At 72.8% G+C, this 18,190-nt stretch carries 18 protein-coding genes; 11 read left to right on the forward strand and 7 right to left on the reverse strand.

Features of this window, described 5'->3' with window-relative positions:
- Positions 1-50: 50 nt before the first annotated feature.
- Positions 51-290 (reverse strand): hypothetical protein, encoded by a 240-nt coding sequence (locus ACIPXM_RS21505; protein ID WP_401657669.1) that lies wholly within the window; start codon positions 288-290, stop codon positions 51-53.
- 449 nt (positions 291-739) lie between these two features.
- Here ACIPXM_RS21505 and ACIPXM_RS21510 point away from each other — a divergent pair, with 449 nt between their 5' ends.
- The 3 genes from ACIPXM_RS21510 to ACIPXM_RS21520 are packed head-to-tail and all read left to right on the forward strand — an operon-like array spanning position 740 to position 4,758.
- Positions 740-2,884 carry a helix-turn-helix domain-containing protein gene (locus tag ACIPXM_RS21510; protein WP_401657671.1) on the forward strand — a complete coding sequence of 715 codons (2,145 nt, stop codon included), beginning with the start codon at positions 740-742 and terminating at the stop codon, positions 2,882-2,884.
- 3 nt (positions 2,885-2,887) lie between these two features.
- On the forward strand, positions 2,888-3,883 hold the full coding sequence (locus ACIPXM_RS21515) for a hypothetical protein (protein ID WP_401657673.1): 996 nt from the start codon (positions 2,888-2,890) through the stop codon (positions 3,881-3,883).
- The gene (locus ACIPXM_RS21520) at positions 3,880-4,758 is read left to right on the forward strand and encodes a DUF6339 family protein (protein ID WP_401657675.1); all 879 of its coding nucleotides are present in this window, start codon (positions 3,880-3,882) and stop codon (positions 4,756-4,758) included. Before ACIPXM_RS21515 ends, ACIPXM_RS21520 begins: the two co-directional genes overlap by 4 nt.
- Positions 4,759-4,776: 18 nt before the next feature.
- Here the strand turns inward: ACIPXM_RS21520 and ACIPXM_RS21525 are convergent, their stop codons facing one another.
- The 4 genes from ACIPXM_RS21525 to ACIPXM_RS21540 all read right to left on the reverse strand — a co-directional run bounded on the left by ACIPXM_RS21525 (position 4,777) and on the right by ACIPXM_RS21540 (position 9,009).
- Positions 4,777-6,351, reverse strand: coding sequence for a DNA cytosine methyltransferase (locus tag ACIPXM_RS21525; RefSeq protein WP_401657677.1), 1,575 nt, complete (start codon positions 6,349-6,351; stop codon positions 4,777-4,779).
- A 53-nt stretch (positions 6,352-6,404) separates the two neighbouring features.
- Complete coding sequence (locus ACIPXM_RS21530; RefSeq protein ID WP_401657679.1) at positions 6,405-7,385, reverse strand: DNA cytosine methyltransferase; 981 nt, start codon at positions 7,383-7,385, stop codon at positions 6,405-6,407.
- Positions 7,382-7,861 (reverse strand): very short patch repair endonuclease, encoded by a 480-nt coding sequence (locus ACIPXM_RS21535; protein ID WP_401657946.1) that lies wholly within the window; start codon positions 7,859-7,861, stop codon positions 7,382-7,384. The genes ACIPXM_RS21530 and ACIPXM_RS21535 overlap by 4 nt, the downstream gene beginning before the upstream one ends.
- A 125-nt stretch (positions 7,862-7,986) precedes the next feature.
- Entirely contained in the window at positions 7,987-9,009 is a 1,023-nt protein-coding gene (locus ACIPXM_RS21540; protein ID WP_401657681.1) for an SEC-C domain-containing protein, read from the reverse strand.
- A 63-nt stretch (positions 9,010-9,072) separates the two neighbouring features.
- On the opposite strand from ACIPXM_RS21540, the gene ACIPXM_RS21545 reads away from it, so the two are divergent.
- From ACIPXM_RS21545 to ACIPXM_RS21555, 3 genes are read left to right on the forward strand one after another with little or no spacing between them, the layout of a single operon-like run.
- Positions 9,073-9,873 (forward strand): class E sortase, encoded by an 801-nt coding sequence (locus tag ACIPXM_RS21545; protein WP_401657683.1) that lies wholly within the window; start codon positions 9,073-9,075, stop codon positions 9,871-9,873.
- Positions 9,874-9,882: 9 nt separating this feature from the next.
- The gene (locus tag ACIPXM_RS21550) at positions 9,883-10,059 is read left to right on the forward strand and encodes a hypothetical protein (protein WP_401657685.1); all 177 of its coding nucleotides are present in this window, start codon (positions 9,883-9,885) and stop codon (positions 10,057-10,059) included.
- Positions 10,056-11,645, forward strand: coding sequence for a sodium:solute symporter (locus ACIPXM_RS21555; RefSeq protein WP_401657687.1), 1,590 nt, complete (start codon positions 10,056-10,058; stop codon positions 11,643-11,645). Before ACIPXM_RS21550 ends, ACIPXM_RS21555 begins: the two co-directional genes overlap by 4 nt.
- On the opposite strand, the gene ACIPXM_RS21560 is transcribed toward ACIPXM_RS21555, so the two are convergent.
- Entirely contained in the window at positions 11,614-13,107 is a 1,494-nt protein-coding gene (locus ACIPXM_RS21560; RefSeq protein WP_401657689.1) for an MFS transporter, read from the reverse strand. The two genes, ACIPXM_RS21555 and ACIPXM_RS21560, sit on opposite strands and share 32 nt — an antisense overlap.
- Positions 13,108-13,212: 105 nt before the next feature.
- On the opposite strand from ACIPXM_RS21560, the gene ACIPXM_RS21565 reads away from it, so the two are divergent.
- The 5 genes from ACIPXM_RS21565 to ACIPXM_RS21585 all read left to right on the forward strand — a co-directional run bounded on the left by ACIPXM_RS21565 (position 13,213) and on the right by ACIPXM_RS21585 (position 17,706).
- Complete coding sequence (locus ACIPXM_RS21565) at positions 13,213-13,782, forward strand: winged helix-turn-helix transcriptional regulator (protein ID WP_401657691.1); 570 nt, start codon at positions 13,213-13,215, stop codon at positions 13,780-13,782.
- A gap of 63 nt (positions 13,783-13,845) precedes the next feature.
- Positions 13,846-14,166 (forward strand): DUF6412 domain-containing protein, encoded by a 321-nt coding sequence (locus ACIPXM_RS21570; RefSeq protein WP_401657693.1) that lies wholly within the window; start codon positions 13,846-13,848, stop codon positions 14,164-14,166.
- A 127-nt stretch (positions 14,167-14,293) separates the two neighbouring features.
- The gene (locus ACIPXM_RS21575; RefSeq protein WP_401657695.1) at positions 14,294-15,031 is read left to right on the forward strand and encodes a YidC/Oxa1 family membrane protein insertase; all 738 of its coding nucleotides are present in this window, start codon (positions 14,294-14,296) and stop codon (positions 15,029-15,031) included.
- Positions 15,032-15,213: 182 nt separating this feature from the next.
- Positions 15,214-16,071, forward strand: a complete 858-nt coding sequence (locus tag ACIPXM_RS21580) for a fumarylacetoacetate hydrolase family protein (protein ID WP_401657697.1) — start codon at positions 15,214-15,216, stop codon at positions 16,069-16,071.
- 135 nt (positions 16,072-16,206) lie between these two features.
- Positions 16,207-17,706: a choice-of-anchor A family protein gene (locus tag ACIPXM_RS21585; RefSeq protein ID WP_401657699.1), complete on the forward strand. Its 1,500-nt coding sequence runs from the start codon at positions 16,207-16,209 to the stop codon at positions 17,704-17,706.
- Here ACIPXM_RS21585 and ACIPXM_RS21590 read toward each other — a convergent pair.
- Positions 17,669-18,190: a heme-degrading domain-containing protein gene (locus tag ACIPXM_RS21590; protein WP_401657948.1), complete on the reverse strand. Its 522-nt coding sequence runs from the start codon at positions 18,188-18,190 to the stop codon at positions 17,669-17,671. The genes ACIPXM_RS21585 and ACIPXM_RS21590 overlap by 38 nt on opposite strands.

The following is an 18,190-nucleotide window of genomic DNA, read 5'->3' on the forward strand; positions in this document are numbered from 1 at the left end:
TGGAGGCGAGGAAGGGCGAGGACCGGGTGCGCGCCGATGGCGATGGAGGGTCAGCCGTCGTCGGCGGTGTCGTCCCGGGACATGAGGGGGGCCACGGCGAAGCCGAACACCTCGGCGAGTTCCTCGAGGGTCGTCCCGGCGGTCTCGATGATGTGCTTCCTGTCCGCGTCGGTGCTCGCCGACCGTAAAGCAAGATCGAGCGCACTGAATTCCCGTCCGGACCACGGGGGTGCATAAGGTGCGAGAGGGGAGTCGTCCTGCGACCCCGGGTCCTCCGGGCTGCTTTCCATGTGTATTTCTCCAGCTATCACAGCCGCGCAGGAACAAGGAATTCCGCTACGCGAGACAGACGTATGGGCATGTCTCCTGGCGCCCCGGTGAGGGCGTGGCCAGGCCGTTCGCGGAAATCTTGTGGAATTCCGTGGAGTGGGAGGGAAAAGGGTACACTTCTCCCTCGGAATCGTTCCGGTGGTTCTTCGGCGTGAAGTGGATTTCGCCGGTCTTGATCTTGCCGGTTTTTCTCCCGAGGTGCAACCCTTTTATTGATTGCATTTCGGTCTTCCTGGTGGCCGAAACTCTCGCCCCCGGCTTCCGGGGGACTCTCGTGCGATGACCGCCGAGGGGATCGTCGCCCCTCGGGCGGCCCGGGGTCAAGTGAAAGTTGACCGCTGTCGCGCTGTCAAATTAGCCTGTGGGGGTACGGGATGTCCTCGGTGGTCGAGAAGAGACGGGTGGTCGCGTGGAGACGGGAGAGGAGTTCGGGCCCTGGTTGGCCCGTCAGCTCTTGCTCGCGGGCAAGACACAGGCGGAGCTGGCGGAGGAGCTGGGGCTGACCCGGGCCGCCGTCTCGGCCTGGATCACCAAGCGGTCCGTCCCGCGGCCCACGGTGATGGGCGAGATCGCCAAGGCGCTCGGCACGGACATCGGCACGGTGCACACCCGCACCACCGACACCCAGGCCGGTCTCCCCGTCACCTGGTACCACCGCCCCGGCTACCAGGACGGTGGACGGGACGGCGGCAACGCCGCCGCCTTCGCCTTCGACGCGGACGTCCAGGTGCTCGCGCGGGAGACCTGCCAGAACAGTCTCGACGAGCGACAGACCGGCAACGGGCGGCCGGTCAGGGTTCGTTACACGATCCACGAGCTCACCGGCGAGACGCTGGACGCCTTCCGCAAGGCGATCCTCTGGGACGAACTGCACCCCCACTACGCCGCGGTGTCCGAATCGGCCTCCCACCAGAAGGTCGGTCGCGTCGTGGACGCCGGCGTGCGCGACATGTTCGAGAAGGGGCGGCTCGTCCTCCTGCGGGTCGACGACTACAACGCCTCCGGACTCACCGGCGACGACTACGACGACGGCAAGTTCGCCGCCGTCGTCCGCCGCCAGCTGGACAGCCTCAAGTCCGGGCGCACCGCCGGTGGTTCCTTCGGCCTCGGCAAGGCGACCCTCTGGGCCACCAGCGCGCTCGGCATGGTCCTGATCAACTCCACGCTCTCCGTCCCCCACGAGGGACGGACCGAGCGCAGGGTCATCGGCCGGCTCGAACTGCCCTGGCGCTCCGTCGACGGCGAGTCGTACGCGGGACCCGCCTGGCTCGGACGCCCCGACCCGAACACCCCCGGCGCCCGGGTGGCCCGCTCCTGGTGGGCCGACGAGGAGACCGTCGAACGGCTCCACCTCACCCGGGACAGCGACGAGCCGGGCACCTCCTTCCTCATCGTCGGCGCCCACGACGTGGCGAGTCTCGACGACGCCGTCCCCGCCTCCGCGTCCGAGGACGAGGGAGCGGAGGACGACGGGACCCGTGACATCGAGACCATGCACCGGCGGCTCGTCCGAGCCCTGGGGCGGGACTTCTGGGCGGCCATGACCGCCGGCGGCAACCGACTCCCGCTGCTGGAGACCTCGGTCCGTACCCTGCGCAACGGTCGGGTCGTCGTCGAGGAGGAGAAGGTCGACCCCGCCAGGGAGCAACCTTCCCGCAGCCGCGCGCTGCGCGCCTGGTTCGAGGGGACCACGGTGGAGCGCCTCACCGAGTCAGGTCAGGTCGCCGTGCGCCGGGTCCCCCTGAAGCTGCCCGTCGGCGGCGGCCGCAACGGCACCCTCGGCATCCACGAGGCCGTGCTCCTGGTCACCGACGCCGAGGACCGGGACGGGGCACCGAACCGGGTGCACTCCCTGCGCGGGAACCTGATGACGGTCAAGGACTCCGCCGTCTACGGCCTCCCGTTGGGCGTCAACCCCTTCCAGGCCGTGCTCCTAGCGGGACACGCGGTCGGGGAGGCCCCGTTCGTCGGGGAGGCCGAGGACTTCCTGCGCGCCGCCGAACCACCCGAGCACGACCGGTGGGGCCAGACGGAGGAGCTGACCCTGCGCTGGTCGCACACGGCGCACCACCGCATCGCCCGCATGACCACCGAACTCAACAGGACGGTGAAGGAACTCGTCGCCAAGTCGAAGCCATCGGGGGGCGACGGCGGCACCAAGCTGCGCAAGGCACTCACCGTGGCCCGGAAGAACACGAAGGCCTCCACGCGCGCCCCGGGCCTCGTCCTGCCCGAACTCGTCGGCCTGGACGCCTCCGTCGGAGCCGAGGGCGAGTGGCGGATCACCGCGGAGGTGAAACTGTCGCCCCGTGCCGGTGAACCTCCGACCATGACCCCCGTGGCCCTGCTCGACGTGCGATCCGGCGGCCGTCCGCGGCTCAGCTGGGCCGAGCTCGCCGGGGTCGAGGGCTGCGAGGTCGACAACGGCATGCTCCGCTTCACGCCCGGCGCCCGCCGCGCCGTCTTCACCGGCGCCACCGACGTCACCAGCCACCCGGTCCGCACGACGCTCACCCGGCTCGTCCTCGAGCTGCGCGCCGGAAGCGGGGAGTGAGACATGAAGTCCTACCCGTACAAGAGGCCCAACCGACCCGTCGCGCTCCGTGTGACCTCGGCCTCGCTCAGGCTGCCCGACGGCACCCGTGAGCCCCTGCACACCTCGGCCAGCTCCGCGCACCAGCGGACCGTGGCCCTGGGCGTGGCCCAGCGCGACGACTGGGTGTCGGCCAGGATCGGCGTGACCGCGACCCTGTGGGCCGGCGCCGACGCCGAGGACGCCCCGTGGAGCGAGCTCAAGGTCCTCGCCGTGCTCTTCGACGGTGAGACCAATGTGCGCACCACCTTCGAGCTGCGGCAGGACGCCCCGGGGAGCAAGGAGTGGTCCGGGACCGTCGAGATGTTCCATGACGACCACGTGGGGCGCGCGACCCTCACCGCCCAGGTGGTCGGCACCGTCGACGGCGTGACGGGCCGGGCCCTCGCGGAGACCGTCGACGACTGGACGGTGGACGTGGTCGCCGACGAACCCCTCGACGGGCTTCGCCTCGACGTGAAGCAGTTGGCCTTCGCGAAGAGCTCCCGGGAGTGGCTGCAGGCGTTCACCGACGCCCCGTGGGTCGTCGACGCCTCGGGCCGGCTGCCCACCGTCCTGGTCAACACCGACGTGGAGGGCTTCACCGATCTGCTGGGCGCCGACAGCGGGGGCATCGAGGGCAAGGTGCACGAGCTGCTCGTCGCCCAGATGTCCACCGACGTGTGGACCGCCGTGTTCCACAGCGCCCTGGGCGACCTCGAGGTGGAGTCCGACGGCGCCCCGGTCTTCCCCACCGACTGGCGGGGCGAGGTGCTGCGCGAGATGCTCCCCGACGTCGTGCCCGGTGTCCACGTGGCCGACGCCCTGCGGCAGGTCCACCGTCGGCGCACCGGTGACGCCGGATGGGTGGAGCTCCAGACCCGCGTCCACTTCGCCGCCGTACGACGGGCCGGTGCGAGGAACGCGCTCTCCGGCGCGCTGCGCGCGCTCCAGCAGCTGAACCGAGGGGACAACGCATGATCGAGAAGCCGCAGCACATCCCCGTACGGCTCGGCCTGCTGTCCGAGACCGCGGCGGATCCGTTCCTCACCGAGGATCTCCTCAAGGGCGTCCGAGGACACGGCGGGATGGATCTCGCCAAGGACGTGGAACCGCTCCCGGAGGACGATCCCCGGTGGACGGTCGAGCCCGTCCGGGAACTGATCGACGACGCCATGCACGAGTTCGCCGACAACCGGACCAAGGCCGACGCCTGGCTGGCACCCCGGCTGCACGCGGCACTCCGCCTCACCCGCCGGGAGGCCGCCGACCGAAGGCTCTGGGCACATCTCGCGCTGGCCGTGGCCCCCGACTACGTGGCCTGGCGGCATCTTCCCGCGTCCGCCTCCGAGGGGAAGGAAACACGGATCAACTCCGCGCGCTTCAAGGGGGCGCTGGACCGCCAGTGCTTCTCGCGCCTGTGGTGGGCGGCTGAGATGTTCCGCAACGGCAAGGACTACACCCCGGTCGAGATCGCCTGTGGCAACCAGGACCTGATCCATTCGGCGCTGCGCCGGGACCTGGTCGACCATCGTCCCAGCGCGCTGGCCCTCGTGGGTGTCCTGGAACGGGGTGTCGTGTCCACCGGACGCGAGGTCGAGGGCCTCATGGCGGCGATCAGCGCCGCCGGGGCGACCCTCGTCTACGACGTGCTCGCCCCCGACGCGCCGCGCGACATCGACGCGGTGCGCCGGTGGATCGCCGAGGCCGGCACGGCACCCACCGTCCCGCGCCGCTCACTGCCGCACGGGCCCGACGACGAGCCCGTGCCCGAGAAGTCGCTGGCCGACCTCACGGACCTGTTCGTCGAGCTGTTCGAGACGGCTCCGGTACGAGGGCGCAAGCCGCAGGAGTGATCGGCGCGGGCCGTCCGCTCACCGACCGGTGAGCGGATGGCCCTTGAGGCCGTCCTGCTCGCGAAGCTCCACCGGCGTCGCGGGCAGCTCCCAGGTCTCCAGCGTCCGCGTGACCCGGTCGCGCCATGCCTTGCGCTCCTCCCATGTGCTCAGCTCCGGGCCGAGCACATGGCGCAGCATGTGCAGCGCGAGCAGCGGCGGGACGGCGTTGCCGATCTGCTGCGGGACGTCCTTGCCGCTCCAGGGGTAGGCCACCGGGAACGTCTGCAGCACCCCGGACTCGGCGAACCAGAAGCGGTCGAGGTCGTCCTGCGTGGCCTTGCACACCACCCGGTTCCGCGACACCTTGCCGGTGACGGTCGCCGAGGGGAGATCGTCACCGCGCTCACCACGGGCCTCGGGGTCCCCACCGGTGCCGTAGTTGGACACGACGGTGAACGCCGGACGCTCCGGCAGTGCCGTGTCGAGCTTCCTCGCCCGGTCGAGCGCCGTCCGCATGGAGACCCAGCCGTCCTTCGGGTCGTCCTCCGCAGGGGTCGCGGCCGGCTCGGGGATCTCCATCTGGAGCATGTCCGTCTGCGGCGGCGCCGTCCGGCGCGCCTTGGGGGCCGGGGCGGGGCGCCCCCCGGGCAGGTAGCGTTCGTGGGTCTCGGTGATCTCGGGCAGCTCGCCCCCCGGACCCAGTCGGGCCATGAGCACCGCGCGCCGGCGGGTCTGCGGCACCCCGAACGCCTCGGTGTGCAGGACCTGCGTACGGGTCCGGTAACCGAGCGTCCCGAGCACCAGGGCATAGCGGTCCCACACCGGCAGCACCGTGCGGACCTGCTCCAGGATCACCGCCTCGTACGGCGCCGAGCCGGGGCGCCGGCTTCGCTCGATCACCCACCACAGCGGCTGCAGGACGAGACCCGTCCGCTCGTCGCCCAGCTCCTCCAGCCGGTCCTTCAGCTTCGTGAGCAGCCCCTCGTGCTCGCCGAAGCGCTCGACGAGGGCGGTGAGCTCGGTGTCCGACGTCTCGGCGGGCTCATGCCGGCGGAGATGCTTGAAGAACGCCTTGACCTCGGCTTCCGAGGCGTCGAGAGCCGTCAGCCTGTCCCGCATCTCCTTGCGGAGCTTCCCCCGCTCGACCTCGATCGCGCGCTTCTCGGCCCGGACCTCCTTGGCCTCCAGCTCCTTGATCCGGAGTTCCTCGTGGATCGCCCGCCAGGTCCCGAAGATGTTCCGCCACGACTTGAGCCCGTCGCTCAGCGGATTCTCCCGGACGGCCTGGTGCAGGCGGTCGATGTATGTCAGCACGTCGTCCAGGGCCCGCCGGCCCGCTCCGTGCCCGGCGACGGTGAAGGTCTGGCACGGCGGACCGCCGGTCAGGACGTCGGCCTCGGGGAAGAAGGACGCCCGGTACGCGCGTACGTCGCCCATGAAGGTGTCCATGCCGGCCTTGGCACGGGTGGCGCAGGCGTCGCGGTCCCATTCGATCCCGGTCACCTGGTGACCGAGGACGTGCGCCGCCACATCGAGCCCACCGGGACCGGCGAACAGGTCCAGGATGCGGTGACCCGCAGGTGGGGAGGGTTCCGTTGCGATGTGGCTCATGGGCCTGAAGTTTATCCGGCGCGCCACCCGGTCACCGACGGTCGGTGCGACGTTCACACAGGAGTGTTCAGGGCGGCCGCGATCGCGAGACCGAGCGCCTCGCCCACCGGCGGCGGGGTGGCGTGACCGATCTGCCGGTAGCGCGCCGTCTTCCCGCCCGTGACCTGCCACTCGACCGGGAACGACTGCAGCAGCGCGGCCTGGTCCACGGTGATCTTCACCATCTGCGCGGGGTCGTCCGAGCGGATCCAGGGGTCGTCGATCCCCGGCACCCGGTCGGCCAGCGAGCCGGCGTTCACGCCCATCCGGGCCCAGGCCCGCTTCGTACCGGACGGCCCGAGGTCCGGTCCGCCCCGGTTCTCCGAGCCGCCGACCAGGGTGGGGGCCACGGCCGTCGCCTGGGCCGCCCATGCCTCGGCGTGCGTCCAGCCGCGGGCCGCCATCGACTCCCGCAGAGCCCGCCCCACCGGGACGTGCTCCGCGACCGTCGGCGACGGCGGGGCGAACGCGTCGAACCACGGCTCCTTCAGCGCCACCAGCAGCCCCTGCCGGCGCTCCTGCGGCACGCCGAAGTCCGCCGCGTTCAGCACGAACCAGTGGAAGCGGTAGCCGAGGTGGGTCAGCTCGGCCTCGACGAACGCCCGTATCTCCTCGTACTTCGGCGACTCGACGAGGGCGGGCAGGTTCTCCAGCAGCAGCGCGCGCGGCTGGATCGCGTGGACGAGGTAGATCGTGGCCCGCAGCAGACGCAGCTCCTGGTCGCTGTCCGGGCGCCCCTGCGCCGCCGACGCCTTGACGCGCGGGAGCCCCGCCGACAGAAGATCGACGTCCAGGGTGTCGGGGTGCTCGTCCGGCAGGAAGGAGACCAGATCCTCCCGGACCACGTTCCAGTCCGGGCGGTTGGCGAGCAGCGTCTCGCATGCCTGGGGCTTCTCGTCGAGGAGCAGGACCGGCGAGAAACCCGCTCGCTCCAGCCCCGAGGCGAGCCCGCCCGCTCCGGAGCACACGTCCACGAATCGCAGTCCCTGGTTCATCCTTCGCCTTCCGCTTCCTTCGCTCGTCCTGATCGATCCTCCGGCTTCCGTCCCGCCCCCCGCCGGTCCCGCTTCTCCCGCCGCACCGCCGCGCCCACGGCCGCGGCCACCTCCTCGGGCGGCTCGTGCTCCCAGAAGCGCAGCACCGTCCAGCCCTCCGCCCGCAGGTGTTCGCCGGTCTCCAGGTCGCGGGCGATGTTCCGGTCGAGCTTGTGGCGCCACCACTCCGCGTTGGCCTTGGGCCGGGTGGCGTGCTGCGGGCAGCCGTGCCAGAAGCAGCCGTCGATGAGCACGGCGATCCTGGCCCGCGGGAAGGCCACGTCGATGCGACGTCGCCGCATGCCCGGCACCGGATACTCGACCCGGTAGCGCAGCCCCGCCGCGTGCAGCAGTCGGCGCACGGCCAGCTCGGCCGCGGTGTCCTTGCTGCGCTGCCTGCTCATCCGCGCCGAGACGGCGGGCGAGAGCGGCCGCATGGTGCTCACGGCGGTGTCCCTCACGATCGTGGGTCGGGGTGTCTGCCGACGCCCCCATTCGACCACGGTCGTCGCACGTGTCGATCCACGACCGTGGCCCGCCGGGCGGGTCCACGGCCCCCGTCTCAGTCCTTGTCCGTGCCCCCCACGCCCCCGTGGCACTCCCCGTACCCCCGCCCCGACCCGCACCAGCACGCCCCCGTCCGCTGCGGCGGCCACGGGGTCGCGCGGCCGCGGGCGGCCAGGGTGGTGGCGTACTGGGGGAGGAGGTCCGGGTTGGCCGGGGAGGTGGACTCGGAGGCGGCGAACGCCTCGTACGACGGGACCGTCGCCGGGACGATGCCCAGGTTCGGGGTGCCCGACTGGGCGAGTTCGCGCAGGGAGGCCTCGATGTCCGTCAGGTGGGCCCGGTACGTGGGGTACTCCGCCTCCAGTTCCGGGTACGCCGCCAGGAGCTCGTCCAGTTCCGGCTCCGGCCAGTGCAGGACCGCCACCGGGAACGGGCGGGACAGCGCCGTGCGGTACGAGCCCAGCTCCGAGCGCAGCCGGGCGATCTCCGCCTGGAGCTCCGCCGGGTCCGAGGAGCCCAGCGCCCACAGCCGCTTCGGGTCGTGCAGCTCGTCCAGCGGGACGTCCGCCGTGTGCAGCCGGTCCGCGAGCGCGTCGTGGTCGTCGTGCGGCAGGGCCAGCATCCGGCGCACCCGGTGGCGGCCGGTGAGCAGCGACTGCAGCGCGTACGAGACCTCCGCGCCCGGCTCCACCAGGAGCCCCGCCGCCTCCGTGAACGTCGCCTCCGCCGCCTCCAGCTCGTCGTGCGCCTCCAGCGTCTCCGCCGCGATCTCCCACGGCGCCGGCTCCGCCGGCCGGGCCCGCCGGACGCCCTCGATGATCGCCCGCGCCTCGGCCTCGTGCCCGTACTCCCACAGGTTCGCCGCCTTCAGCGCCCTGATCAGGAACGGCGCCGCCGGCACCGAAGGCGCCGCGAGCAGCTCGTCGTACAGGGCGGTCGCCCGCTCGCGCTCACCCGCCAGCTCCAGATGGGCCGCCGCGCGCAGCAGCAGGGGTTCGCGGTCCTCCGGGTACCGCCCCGCGGTGCGGAGCAGCCGCTCGGCTTCGGTGGTGTGATCGGCAGACATGTCGGGGCGCATGTCGTCCACCGTACTGCTGTACGGCCCTGGAGAGTTGGCGCTCCAGCGCTTATCGTGCCCGCCGTGCGAGCGAGGAACCACGCCGGAGTGCCGGTCGTCGTCCAGGCGCGCCGGGGGCGCGGCGGCGCCGCCCGCGCGCTCTGGGGGTGCGCCGAAGCCCTCGTCACCTGCGGTGTCCTCGTCCTCCTCCTCGTCGCCCACCAGCTGTGGTGGACCAACGAACAGGCCCGCGCCGAGGCCGGCCGCGCCGTCCACGCGCTGGAGCGGGAGTGGGCCGACCCGAGCAAGGACCTTGGGGGAGGCCCGGCGGCAGGCCCGGGGGACGACCCTGCCACTGACCCGGGCGGCGGCCCGGGCGGCGGCGACGCCGTCACCGTGCCCACCGACTCCGGCCCGGATACGTCACCTCCCGGCACCCGCACCACCGCCCCCTACGCCGTCCTCCGCATCCCCCGCCTCGGCATCGAGGTCCCCGTCGCCCCCGGCGTCGGCAAACGCTCCGTCCTCGACAAGGGCTTCGCCGGTCACTACCCCGGCACCGCCCAGCCCGGCCGCACCGGCAACTTCGCCCTCGCCGGGCACCGCAACACCCACGGCGAACCGTTCCGCCACATCAACCGGCTGCGCCCCGGCGACACCCTCACCGTCCGCACCCGCGACGGCACCTACACCTACCGCGTCGACCAGGTGCTCCCCGCCACCTCCGCCCGCGACACCGGCGTCGTCGCCCCCGTGCCCCGCTCGCGCTACCACCCCTCCTACGGCTACGACACGCCCGGCGCCTACCTCACCCTCACCACCTGCACCCCCGAATTCACGTCGCGCTACCGCCTCATCGTCTGGGCCAAGCTCATGACGTCCTAGGCTCGACCGGTGATCAGACGCCGTCCCCACCTCCTCTGGCTCCTCGTCCCGTACGCGCTCTTCGTCGTCGCCCTCCCCTTCGTCAACCAGGTGCCCCTGCTCCTGCTCTGGCTGCTCGGCGCGACCGTCCTCACCCCGTGCGCCGTCGCCCTCGCCTGGCGCAAGGACCGGAGGTCGGGCCGATGAGTGTCGCCGTGTGGATCCTGGCCGGGTTCATGGTGCTGACCCTGGTCCTCGGGCTCGTCGCCACCCGGCGGCAGCAGACCGGCGGCGGGCTCGCCGACTGGTCGGTCGGCGGGCGGTCGCTGGGGCCCGTGTTCATCTGGGTGCTGATGGCCGGCGAGGGCTACACCAGCTTCAGCTACCTCGGCGCCGCCGGCTGGGGCTACAACTACGGCGCGCCCGTGCTCTACGTCGTCGCCTACATGTCCTGCGGCTACGCCGTCGGTTACGTCGTCGGGCCGATGCTCTGGGGGTACGCGCGCAAGCACGGCCTCGTCTCGATCAGCGACATGGCCGCCCACCGCTACCGCAGGCCCTGGGTCGGCGCGGCCGTCGCCGTCCTCGCGACCGTGTTCCTGCTGCCGTACATCCAGTTGCAGATCACCGGCATGGGCGTGGTCGTGTCGACGATCTCGTACGGCCGGATCGGCCTCGACCTCGCCTACTTCCTGGCCTTCGCCGTCACCACCGGCTTCGTCGTCGTCAGCGGACTGCGCGGCAGCGCCTGGGTGTCGGTGCTCAAGGACACCCTGGTCATCGTCACCCTCGCCGCCCTCGCGAGCTATGTGCCGCTGCACTACTTCGACGGCTACGGAGACTTCTTCCACCGCCTGCTCACCGAGAAGCGCGAGTGGCTGAAACTGCCAGGCCACGGCGGCGAGCAGAGCGGCTACGGGGTCGGCTGGTTCGCCTCCACCACCGTGCTCAACTCCCTCACCGTGGTCATCTTCCCGACCACCGTCGCCGGTTACCTCGGCGCCCGCGACGCCGACACCCTGCGCCGCAACGCCGTCTGGCTGCCCGGCTACAACGTGCTGCTCTTCGTCCCCATGCTGCTCGGCATGGCGGCCCTCTTCGTCGTCCCGGGACTCACCGGCGCCGAGTCCAACCTCGCCCTGTTCAAGCTGGTCACGGACTCGCTGCCGGAGTGGGCGGTGGGTGTGGTCGGGGTCGCCGCCGCGCTCTCCTCGATCGTGCCGATGGCGGTGTTCATGCTGGTCATCGGCACCATGTGGGGGCGCAGCGTGCTCTCCCTGGTGCCCCGGCTGCAGCGCCGCGAGAAGGGCATCTCGCAGGTGGTCGTGGTCGTCGCCGGGGCGCTCGCGCTGCTCCTGACGTACACCGCGCCGAACACCCTGGTCCGGCTCTCGCTCGTCTCGTACGAGGGGATGGCGCAGTTCCTGCCGCTGCTGCTGCTCGGTCTGCTCTGGCGCCGGATGACCCTGACCGGCGCGCTCAGCGGCCTCGCCGTCGGCGTCGGCCTCGTCTGCGGTCTGGTCTTCAGCGGCAACGACCCGCTCTGGGGCGTCAACGCCGGACTTCTCGCGCTCGTCGCCAACCTGGCCGTCGCCGTGCCGATGAGCCGGTACGGGCCGGGGGCCGGGCGGGGCGGGTCCGGCCGGGTGGGCGGCGGGGACGACCGGCCGGACGAGGAGGTCCTCGCGTACGAGGAGTTCACCGGCGCCGCCCCCGGCCAGGCCGCCATGGCCGCCCCGGGCAGCGGGGAGAGCCAGGCCGTCAGCGGGCCGCCCGGCCGACCGCGAGCGTGACCCCCGCGCCCACCACACCCAGCACCGCGGCCGTCCCGAGCGCGGTGTCGGGACCGGCCGTCGCCAGGGCCAGGGCGAGCGCCACGCCCGCCGAGGAACCGATGTAGCGGGCGCTGTTGTTGGCACCCGAGCCCATCGCCGCCCGCTCGCGCGGCACCGAGTCCACGGCGAGCCGCGGCAGCGCCGCGTTGAGCAGCCCGCTGCCGACGCCCGCCACGAGCAGACCGAGCGCGAGCCGGAACCAGCCGGCACCGTCCGGGGCGGCGTCGGCGGTGCCGAGCAGGGTGAGCACGCCCGCCGTGGACAGCGCGAAGCCGACCGCGAGCTGGCGCGGCGCGGACAGCCGGTCCGCGAGCCGGCGCACCTGCAGGGCGACCACGAACGAGGTGCCCGACCAGAGCAGGAACAGCCACGCCGTGGTCAGCGGCGCCATCCCGGTGCCGTGCTGGAGCAGCGTCGGCAGCACGCTGAACACCCCGATCACCGCGAGGCCGGTGAACAGCGCGCCCGCCACGGACGCCCGGAACGCCGGGCGCCGGAACAGCGCCAGGTCGATCATCGGCGGCCGTCCGGCGCGCGCCCGGCCCGTCTCGATCCGCCCGAACACCGCCGCCAGGGCGAGGGCGGCAAGCAGCAGCAGTCCGACCGAGGGCCGCAGCCAGCCGTCCCGGCCGAGGGTGAGGGCGGTGAGCAGGGCGGCCAGCGCGAGGCCGAGGGCGACCGCGCCCGCGATGTCCGGCCGTCCCTCGCGCGGGGCGCGGGACTCGGCGAGGGTACGGGTGCCGAATCCGGCCACCACCAGGGTGGCCGCCGCGAGCACCCCGTACGTCAGCCGCCAGGCGGCCACCTCGCTCAGCAGGCCCGCGAGCAGCGGGCCGAGCGCGATGCCCGCGCTCACGAACGCGCCCCAGATCCCGGTCGCCCGGATCCGCGCCGCGCCGCCCGGATAGGCGTGGGCGAGCAGTCCGAGGCTGGCGGCGAGCACGGCGGCGCTGGCCGCGCCCTGCGCGATCCGGGCCAGGGTGAAGGTGAGGGTGCTGGTCGCCAGGCCGCCGAGGGCGGTGGTGACGCCGAGGGCGAGGGTGCCGAGGAGGAACACCCGGCGCCGCCCGTGGTCGTCGGCGAGGCTGCCGGCCACCAGGAGGAACACGGCGAGGCCGAGCGGGGTGCCGTTGAGCAGCCACGCCTGCGCGGACGCGGCGGTGTGGAAGGTGGCCGCCATCGCGGGGAGCGCGAGCATCGGGGCGGTGTAGTTCATCAGCGTGAGCGCGGTGGCGGCGCTGGCGACGACGAGCGTGGCGCCGGGCCGGGACCCGGGCGCTCCGGAACCGGGCACGCCGGTCCCGGACCCGGTCGCGGTCCCGGACCCGGTCACGGCCTTTGCCGGAGGAGTGGCCGTTGCCGGGGGAGTGGCCGTGGGCGGGGCCGAGGGCGGCGGGGACGGGGTGGTGCGCTCGGGCATGGCAGGGCCTCGGCTTCCCTCAGTTCGGTCACTGAACCTATGCGATGCGACTCACCGTACCAGTCAAGGTTCATTCAATGAACCCTGTGCCGCTACACTGGCCCCATGGCCCTCGGCAAGGACTACGCGAACCAGCAGTGCTCCATCGCCCGCGCCCTGGAGATCGTCGGCGAACGCTGGACGCTGCTCGTGGTGCGCGACGCCTTCTACGGCGTGCGCCGCTACAACGACTTCCTCGTCCACCTCGGCGCCCCGCGCGCCGTGCTCGCCGCCCGCCTCCAGGCGCTCGTCGAGGCCGGGGTCCTGGAGAAGCGCCGCTACCAGGAGTCGCCGCCGCGCGACGAGTACGTGCTCACCGAGCGCGGCATCGGCCTCTGGCCCGTGCTGCGGTCCCTCGGCACCTGGGGGCGCGACTCGATCCCCGGCACGCTCCCCATGCGTCACTTCCATCACATCGACTGCGGCACCGAGGTCGGCTCCTACGGCCAGTGCCCGGCCTGCGGGACCGCCGTCCACCCGGCCGACATCGAGGTACGGCCCGGCCACGGCCTCGACCCGGACCCCGCCGACCCGGTCAGCCGCGCCCTGCTCGCCCCGCGCCGACTCCTCGTACCCCTCGTACCCCTCGTACCGCTCGAAACGGACCCCGTACCGCCGTCGGCCGATCCTGTATAACGGGAAGACCCACACCATGTAAGGCTGTAAGGCTGTAAGGCGACCGGTCGAGAGGAGAGACGCATGGCCCGCGGGCCCCTGCTGCGCCTCCTCGCGCCGCTCTTCTTCCTCCTCGCCCTCGCCGATCTGCTGCTGTCCGACAGCGGCACCGGCGCGGCGGGCGCCGCCGGCGGTCTCTCCGCCGCCTTCGCCCTCGCCGCCACCACCTTCCTGCACGCGCTGACCGGCGGCGCCCGTACGGCCCTGCCCGTACCGCCCACCCGGGTGCGCACCGCGCTGCGCGACCGCGCCCGGCGCACCGCCTTCCTGCCGCAACGCGACCCCGACGCCTCGGGCCGCCGCAGGCCCCGGGCACCCGGCCGTCCCCTCCTGACGGCCGCGTAGGGAACCCGTACCGCACAACGCAGCGCCCACCGCGCAGCACCACCCCTCCCGTACGCCCTTCGCGGATCCGTCCTGCCGAGAAATCCCTTCTCCCACCGGCACGACGAGACCCCTCGGAGGGCTCCCCATGTCCGTTTTCGCCTCCCTGGTCGAGCAGCTCGCCGACCTGCTCAGGCCGCTGTTCGCCGACTCCGCCACCGCCGCCGCCATCGTGCTGTTCACGATGGCCGTACGGCTCGCCGTCCACCCGCTCTCCCGCGCCGCCGCCCGCGGCCAGAAGGCCCGGATCCGGCTCGCCCCGCGGCTCGCCGAACTGCGCGAGAAGCACGCCAAGAACCCCGAGCGGCTGCAGAAGGCCGTCATGGAACTGCACGCCGAGGAGAAGGTGTCGCCGCTGGCCGGCTGTCTGCCGAGCCTGCTCCAGGCGCCTGCCTTCTTCCTGATGTTCCATCTCTTCTCCAGCGGCCGGATGGCCGGGCACAGCCTGCTGGCCGCGCCGCTGGGCGGGCACTACGCCGACGCGCTCGCCGACGGCGGGGTGTTCGGCCCGGCCGGGCTCGTCTACCTGGTCCTGTTCGCGATCGTGGCCGCCGTCGCCACGTACACCTTCCGCCGCACCCGGCGGCAGCAGGCGCTGAACCCGGTCGCCGTCGACCCCGCGACCGCCGGTCAGCCCGGCGCCGGGCTGACCGCCGCGATGGGCCGCTGGCTCCCGCTGCTGTCCTTCGCGACGCTGCTCTCGGTCGCCGCCGTGCCGCTCGCCGCCGCGCTCTACCTCGTCACCAGCACCACCTGGAGCGCCGTCGAGCGGGCCTTCCTCTACCGGGACATGCCCGCGGCGGGCGCGCTGGTTACTCCCGCGTAAGGGTCCAGGGTGTGAACGGGGTCTTGCAGAGTGGACCGAACTCTTGGAGGATCGACCAATCCTCCGATGGCCGCACTCCATCGGCCGGGGCACATCGAGGCCGGTCCTCCCGGCCGCCTCGACCGCTCGACTCGACGGCCCGACAGCCGGGCCCGACCGAGCTCGACCAGAGGAGATGACCCATGAAGCTGCTGCGTGTCGGCCCGGCCGGCGCCGAGCGTCCCGCCCTGCTCGACCAGGACGGGACGCTCCGCGACCTGTCCGCGCTGGTCGACGACATCGACGGTGCCCTGCTCGCGGACGGCTCCGCGCTCGACCGGGTACGGGCCGCGCTCGGCGCGGGCGTGCTGCCCGCGCTCGACCCGGCGGGGCTGCGGATCGGCCCACCGGTCGGCCGGATCGGCAAGGTCGTGTGCATCGGGCTGAACTACCACGGCCACGCCGCCGAGGTCGGCGCCGAGATCCCGGCCGAGCCGGTGGTGTTCCTGAAGGCCGCGGACACCGTCGTCGGCCCGGACGACGTCGTGCTCGTGCCGCGCGGGTCGGTGAAGACCGACTGGGAGGTGGAGCTGGCGATCGTCATCGGCCGCACCGCCCGCTACCTGGAGACCGACGAGCAGGCGCTCGCGCACGTCGCCGGGTACGCGGTCGCCCACGACGTCTCCGAGCGCGAGTTCCAGATCGAGCGCGGCGGCACCTGGGACAAGGGCAAGAACTGCGAGACCTTCAACCCGCTCGGCCCGTGGCTGGTCACCGCCGACGAGGTGCCGGACCCGCAGGCGCTCGGCCTGCGGCTCTGGGTCAACGGCGAGCTGAAGCAGGACGGGCACACCTCCGACCAGATCTTCAAGGTCGCCGAGGTGGTCCGGTACGTCAGCCGCTTCATGACCCTCCACCCGGGCGACATCATCAACACCGGCACCCCGGCGGGCGTCGCCATGGGTCAGCCGGAGCCCAAGCCGTACCTGCGCGCGGGTGATGTCGTCGAGCTGGAGGTCGAGGGCCTCGGCCGCCAGCGCCAGGAGCTGAAGAGCGCCTGACGCGGGCGCGGGGCTGGGGCGTTCGGGCGGACTGGCCCGGCGTGCGGCCCGGCGTGCGGCGCGTCGGGCGGGCACCCGGCCCGCCGCTTCTGCATATTGCCGCATATGCGCGTAAAGGGAATGAATCGCCGTCCTGTGTCGGTCACCACGGCCGTGGTGGCCGGCACCGCCGTCGTCGCCGCGGCCCTGGCCGGGGTCGCCTTCGCCGACCCGCTCCCGGGCGGCCTCGGCCCTTGCATCCCGGGCACGCCCCCGTGCAAGACCCCGTACCCCGACATCAACAACGACCCCGTCATGGGCCGCGACAACAACATCAACATCTTTGTCGGCGGCGACTTCCTGGTCCGCGAGGCGGCGGCCGAGGCCGAGGGCAAGGTCGTCGTCCTCGGCAAGTTCGACCAGGACAAGCGGTCCGGCGTCTCGCAGGTCTACAACGTCGGGGTGGCGGGCGTCGGTTCGCGGGTGGTGCCCGACAACGGCACCGACTTCCTGACCGTCGGCGGGAACATCGTCGTGGCGAGCGGGGAACGGCTGCTCGCCGAGGAAGGTCCGAACAGCGGAGTCGTACGGTACGGAGGCACGGTCACCGGCACGGTCGTCCCGACGGCCGTCGGCGACCCCAAGGCGGCCGACCAGTACCGCGGCCTGCGCGTGGAACTGGCCGCCGCGAGCCACTGTTACGCGTACAAGGACCGCAAGCGCCGGACGCCGACCGGCACCGCGGTCAACAGCGGCAGCGAGACCCTGTTCACCGGTGACGGGAAGTCCGCGCTGCAGATCTTCGAGGTCGACTTCGACCTGGAGTCGAAGTCCGGCGGCTCGCAGGGCCTGCGCTTCACCGGCATCCCGGCCGGGGCGACCGTGCTGGTCAACGTGTACGGCACCGACCGCCGGATCGACACCTACATCAACGGCTTCCCCGACGGACTGCGCGAGCGGCTGATGTGGAACTTCCCCGACGCGAACGACGTGGTCCTGGAGGGCAGCGCGCAGTTCGAGGGCAGTGTGCTCGGCGGGAACATGTCCGGCACCACCACCATCACCTTGCCGGGCACGAACGGGCGGATCTACACCGCAGGTTCGCTGACCCACGCCTCGGTGGTCGGCGGGGGCGGCGGGCAGGAGATGCACGCCTATCCGTTCGACGGCGATCTGCCGGAGTGCGGCGACCACAACCCCACGCCCACGCCCACGCCGACGCCGACGCCGACGCCGACACCGACGCACTCGGACACCACGGACGGCGGTACGACGGACGGTGGCGCCGATGACGGCGGTACGGACGACGGCGGTACGACGGACGGTGGCGCCGATGACGGTGGCACGGACGACGGCGGTACGACGGACGGTGGCGCCGACGACGGCGGCACGGACGACGGCGGGACCACGGACGGTGGCGCCGACGACGGCGGCACGGACGACGGCGGTACGAGCGACGGTGGCACCTCCGGCGGGCACAGCACCGGCGGGCACGGCACCAGCGGCACCACCGGCGGCGGCGAACTCCCCGACACCGGCTCCGGATCGAGCACCGGCACCGTCGTCATGGGCGCCACCGCCGTCGCACTCGCCGCCGCGGGCGGCGCGATGGTGATCGTCAGCCGCCGACGGCGCCGTCGCTACGGCTCCGACTGACGAGCGACTCCCGCAGCCGCTCCAGGCCGAGGACGACGAGCGCGTGGTCCTCGGCCTGCGGCAGGCCGGAGACGGTGACCGAGCCGATCACCCCGGAGCCCTCGACGGCCACCGGGAACGAGCCGCCGTGCGCGGCGAACCGGTCCGGGTCGAGCCGGGACGACTCCTCGAACGTCGTCCCCTTGGCCCGGAACCGGGCGCCGACGAGCAGCGAGCTCACGCCGTAGCGCGCGACGACCCGCCGCTTGCGGTCGATCCAGGCGTCGTTGTCGGCGCTCGACCCGGGCAGCGCGGCGTGGAACAGCTGCTGGGACCCGCGCCGTACGTCGATCGCGACCGGCGCGTTCCGCTCCCTCGCCAGCCGGACCAGGTCCGAGCCGAGCGCCCAGGCGTCCTCGTACGAGAAGCGCGGCAGGATCAGCCGGACCTCCTGGGCCTGGAGCTCCTCGACCGTGGGGGAGCCGGGCGGGGTCACGGGGGGCAC

Source organism: Streptomyces sp. NPDC090025, from assembly GCF_044748125.1.
Lineage (GTDB): Bacteria > Actinomycetota > Actinomycetes > Streptomycetales > Streptomycetaceae > Streptomyces.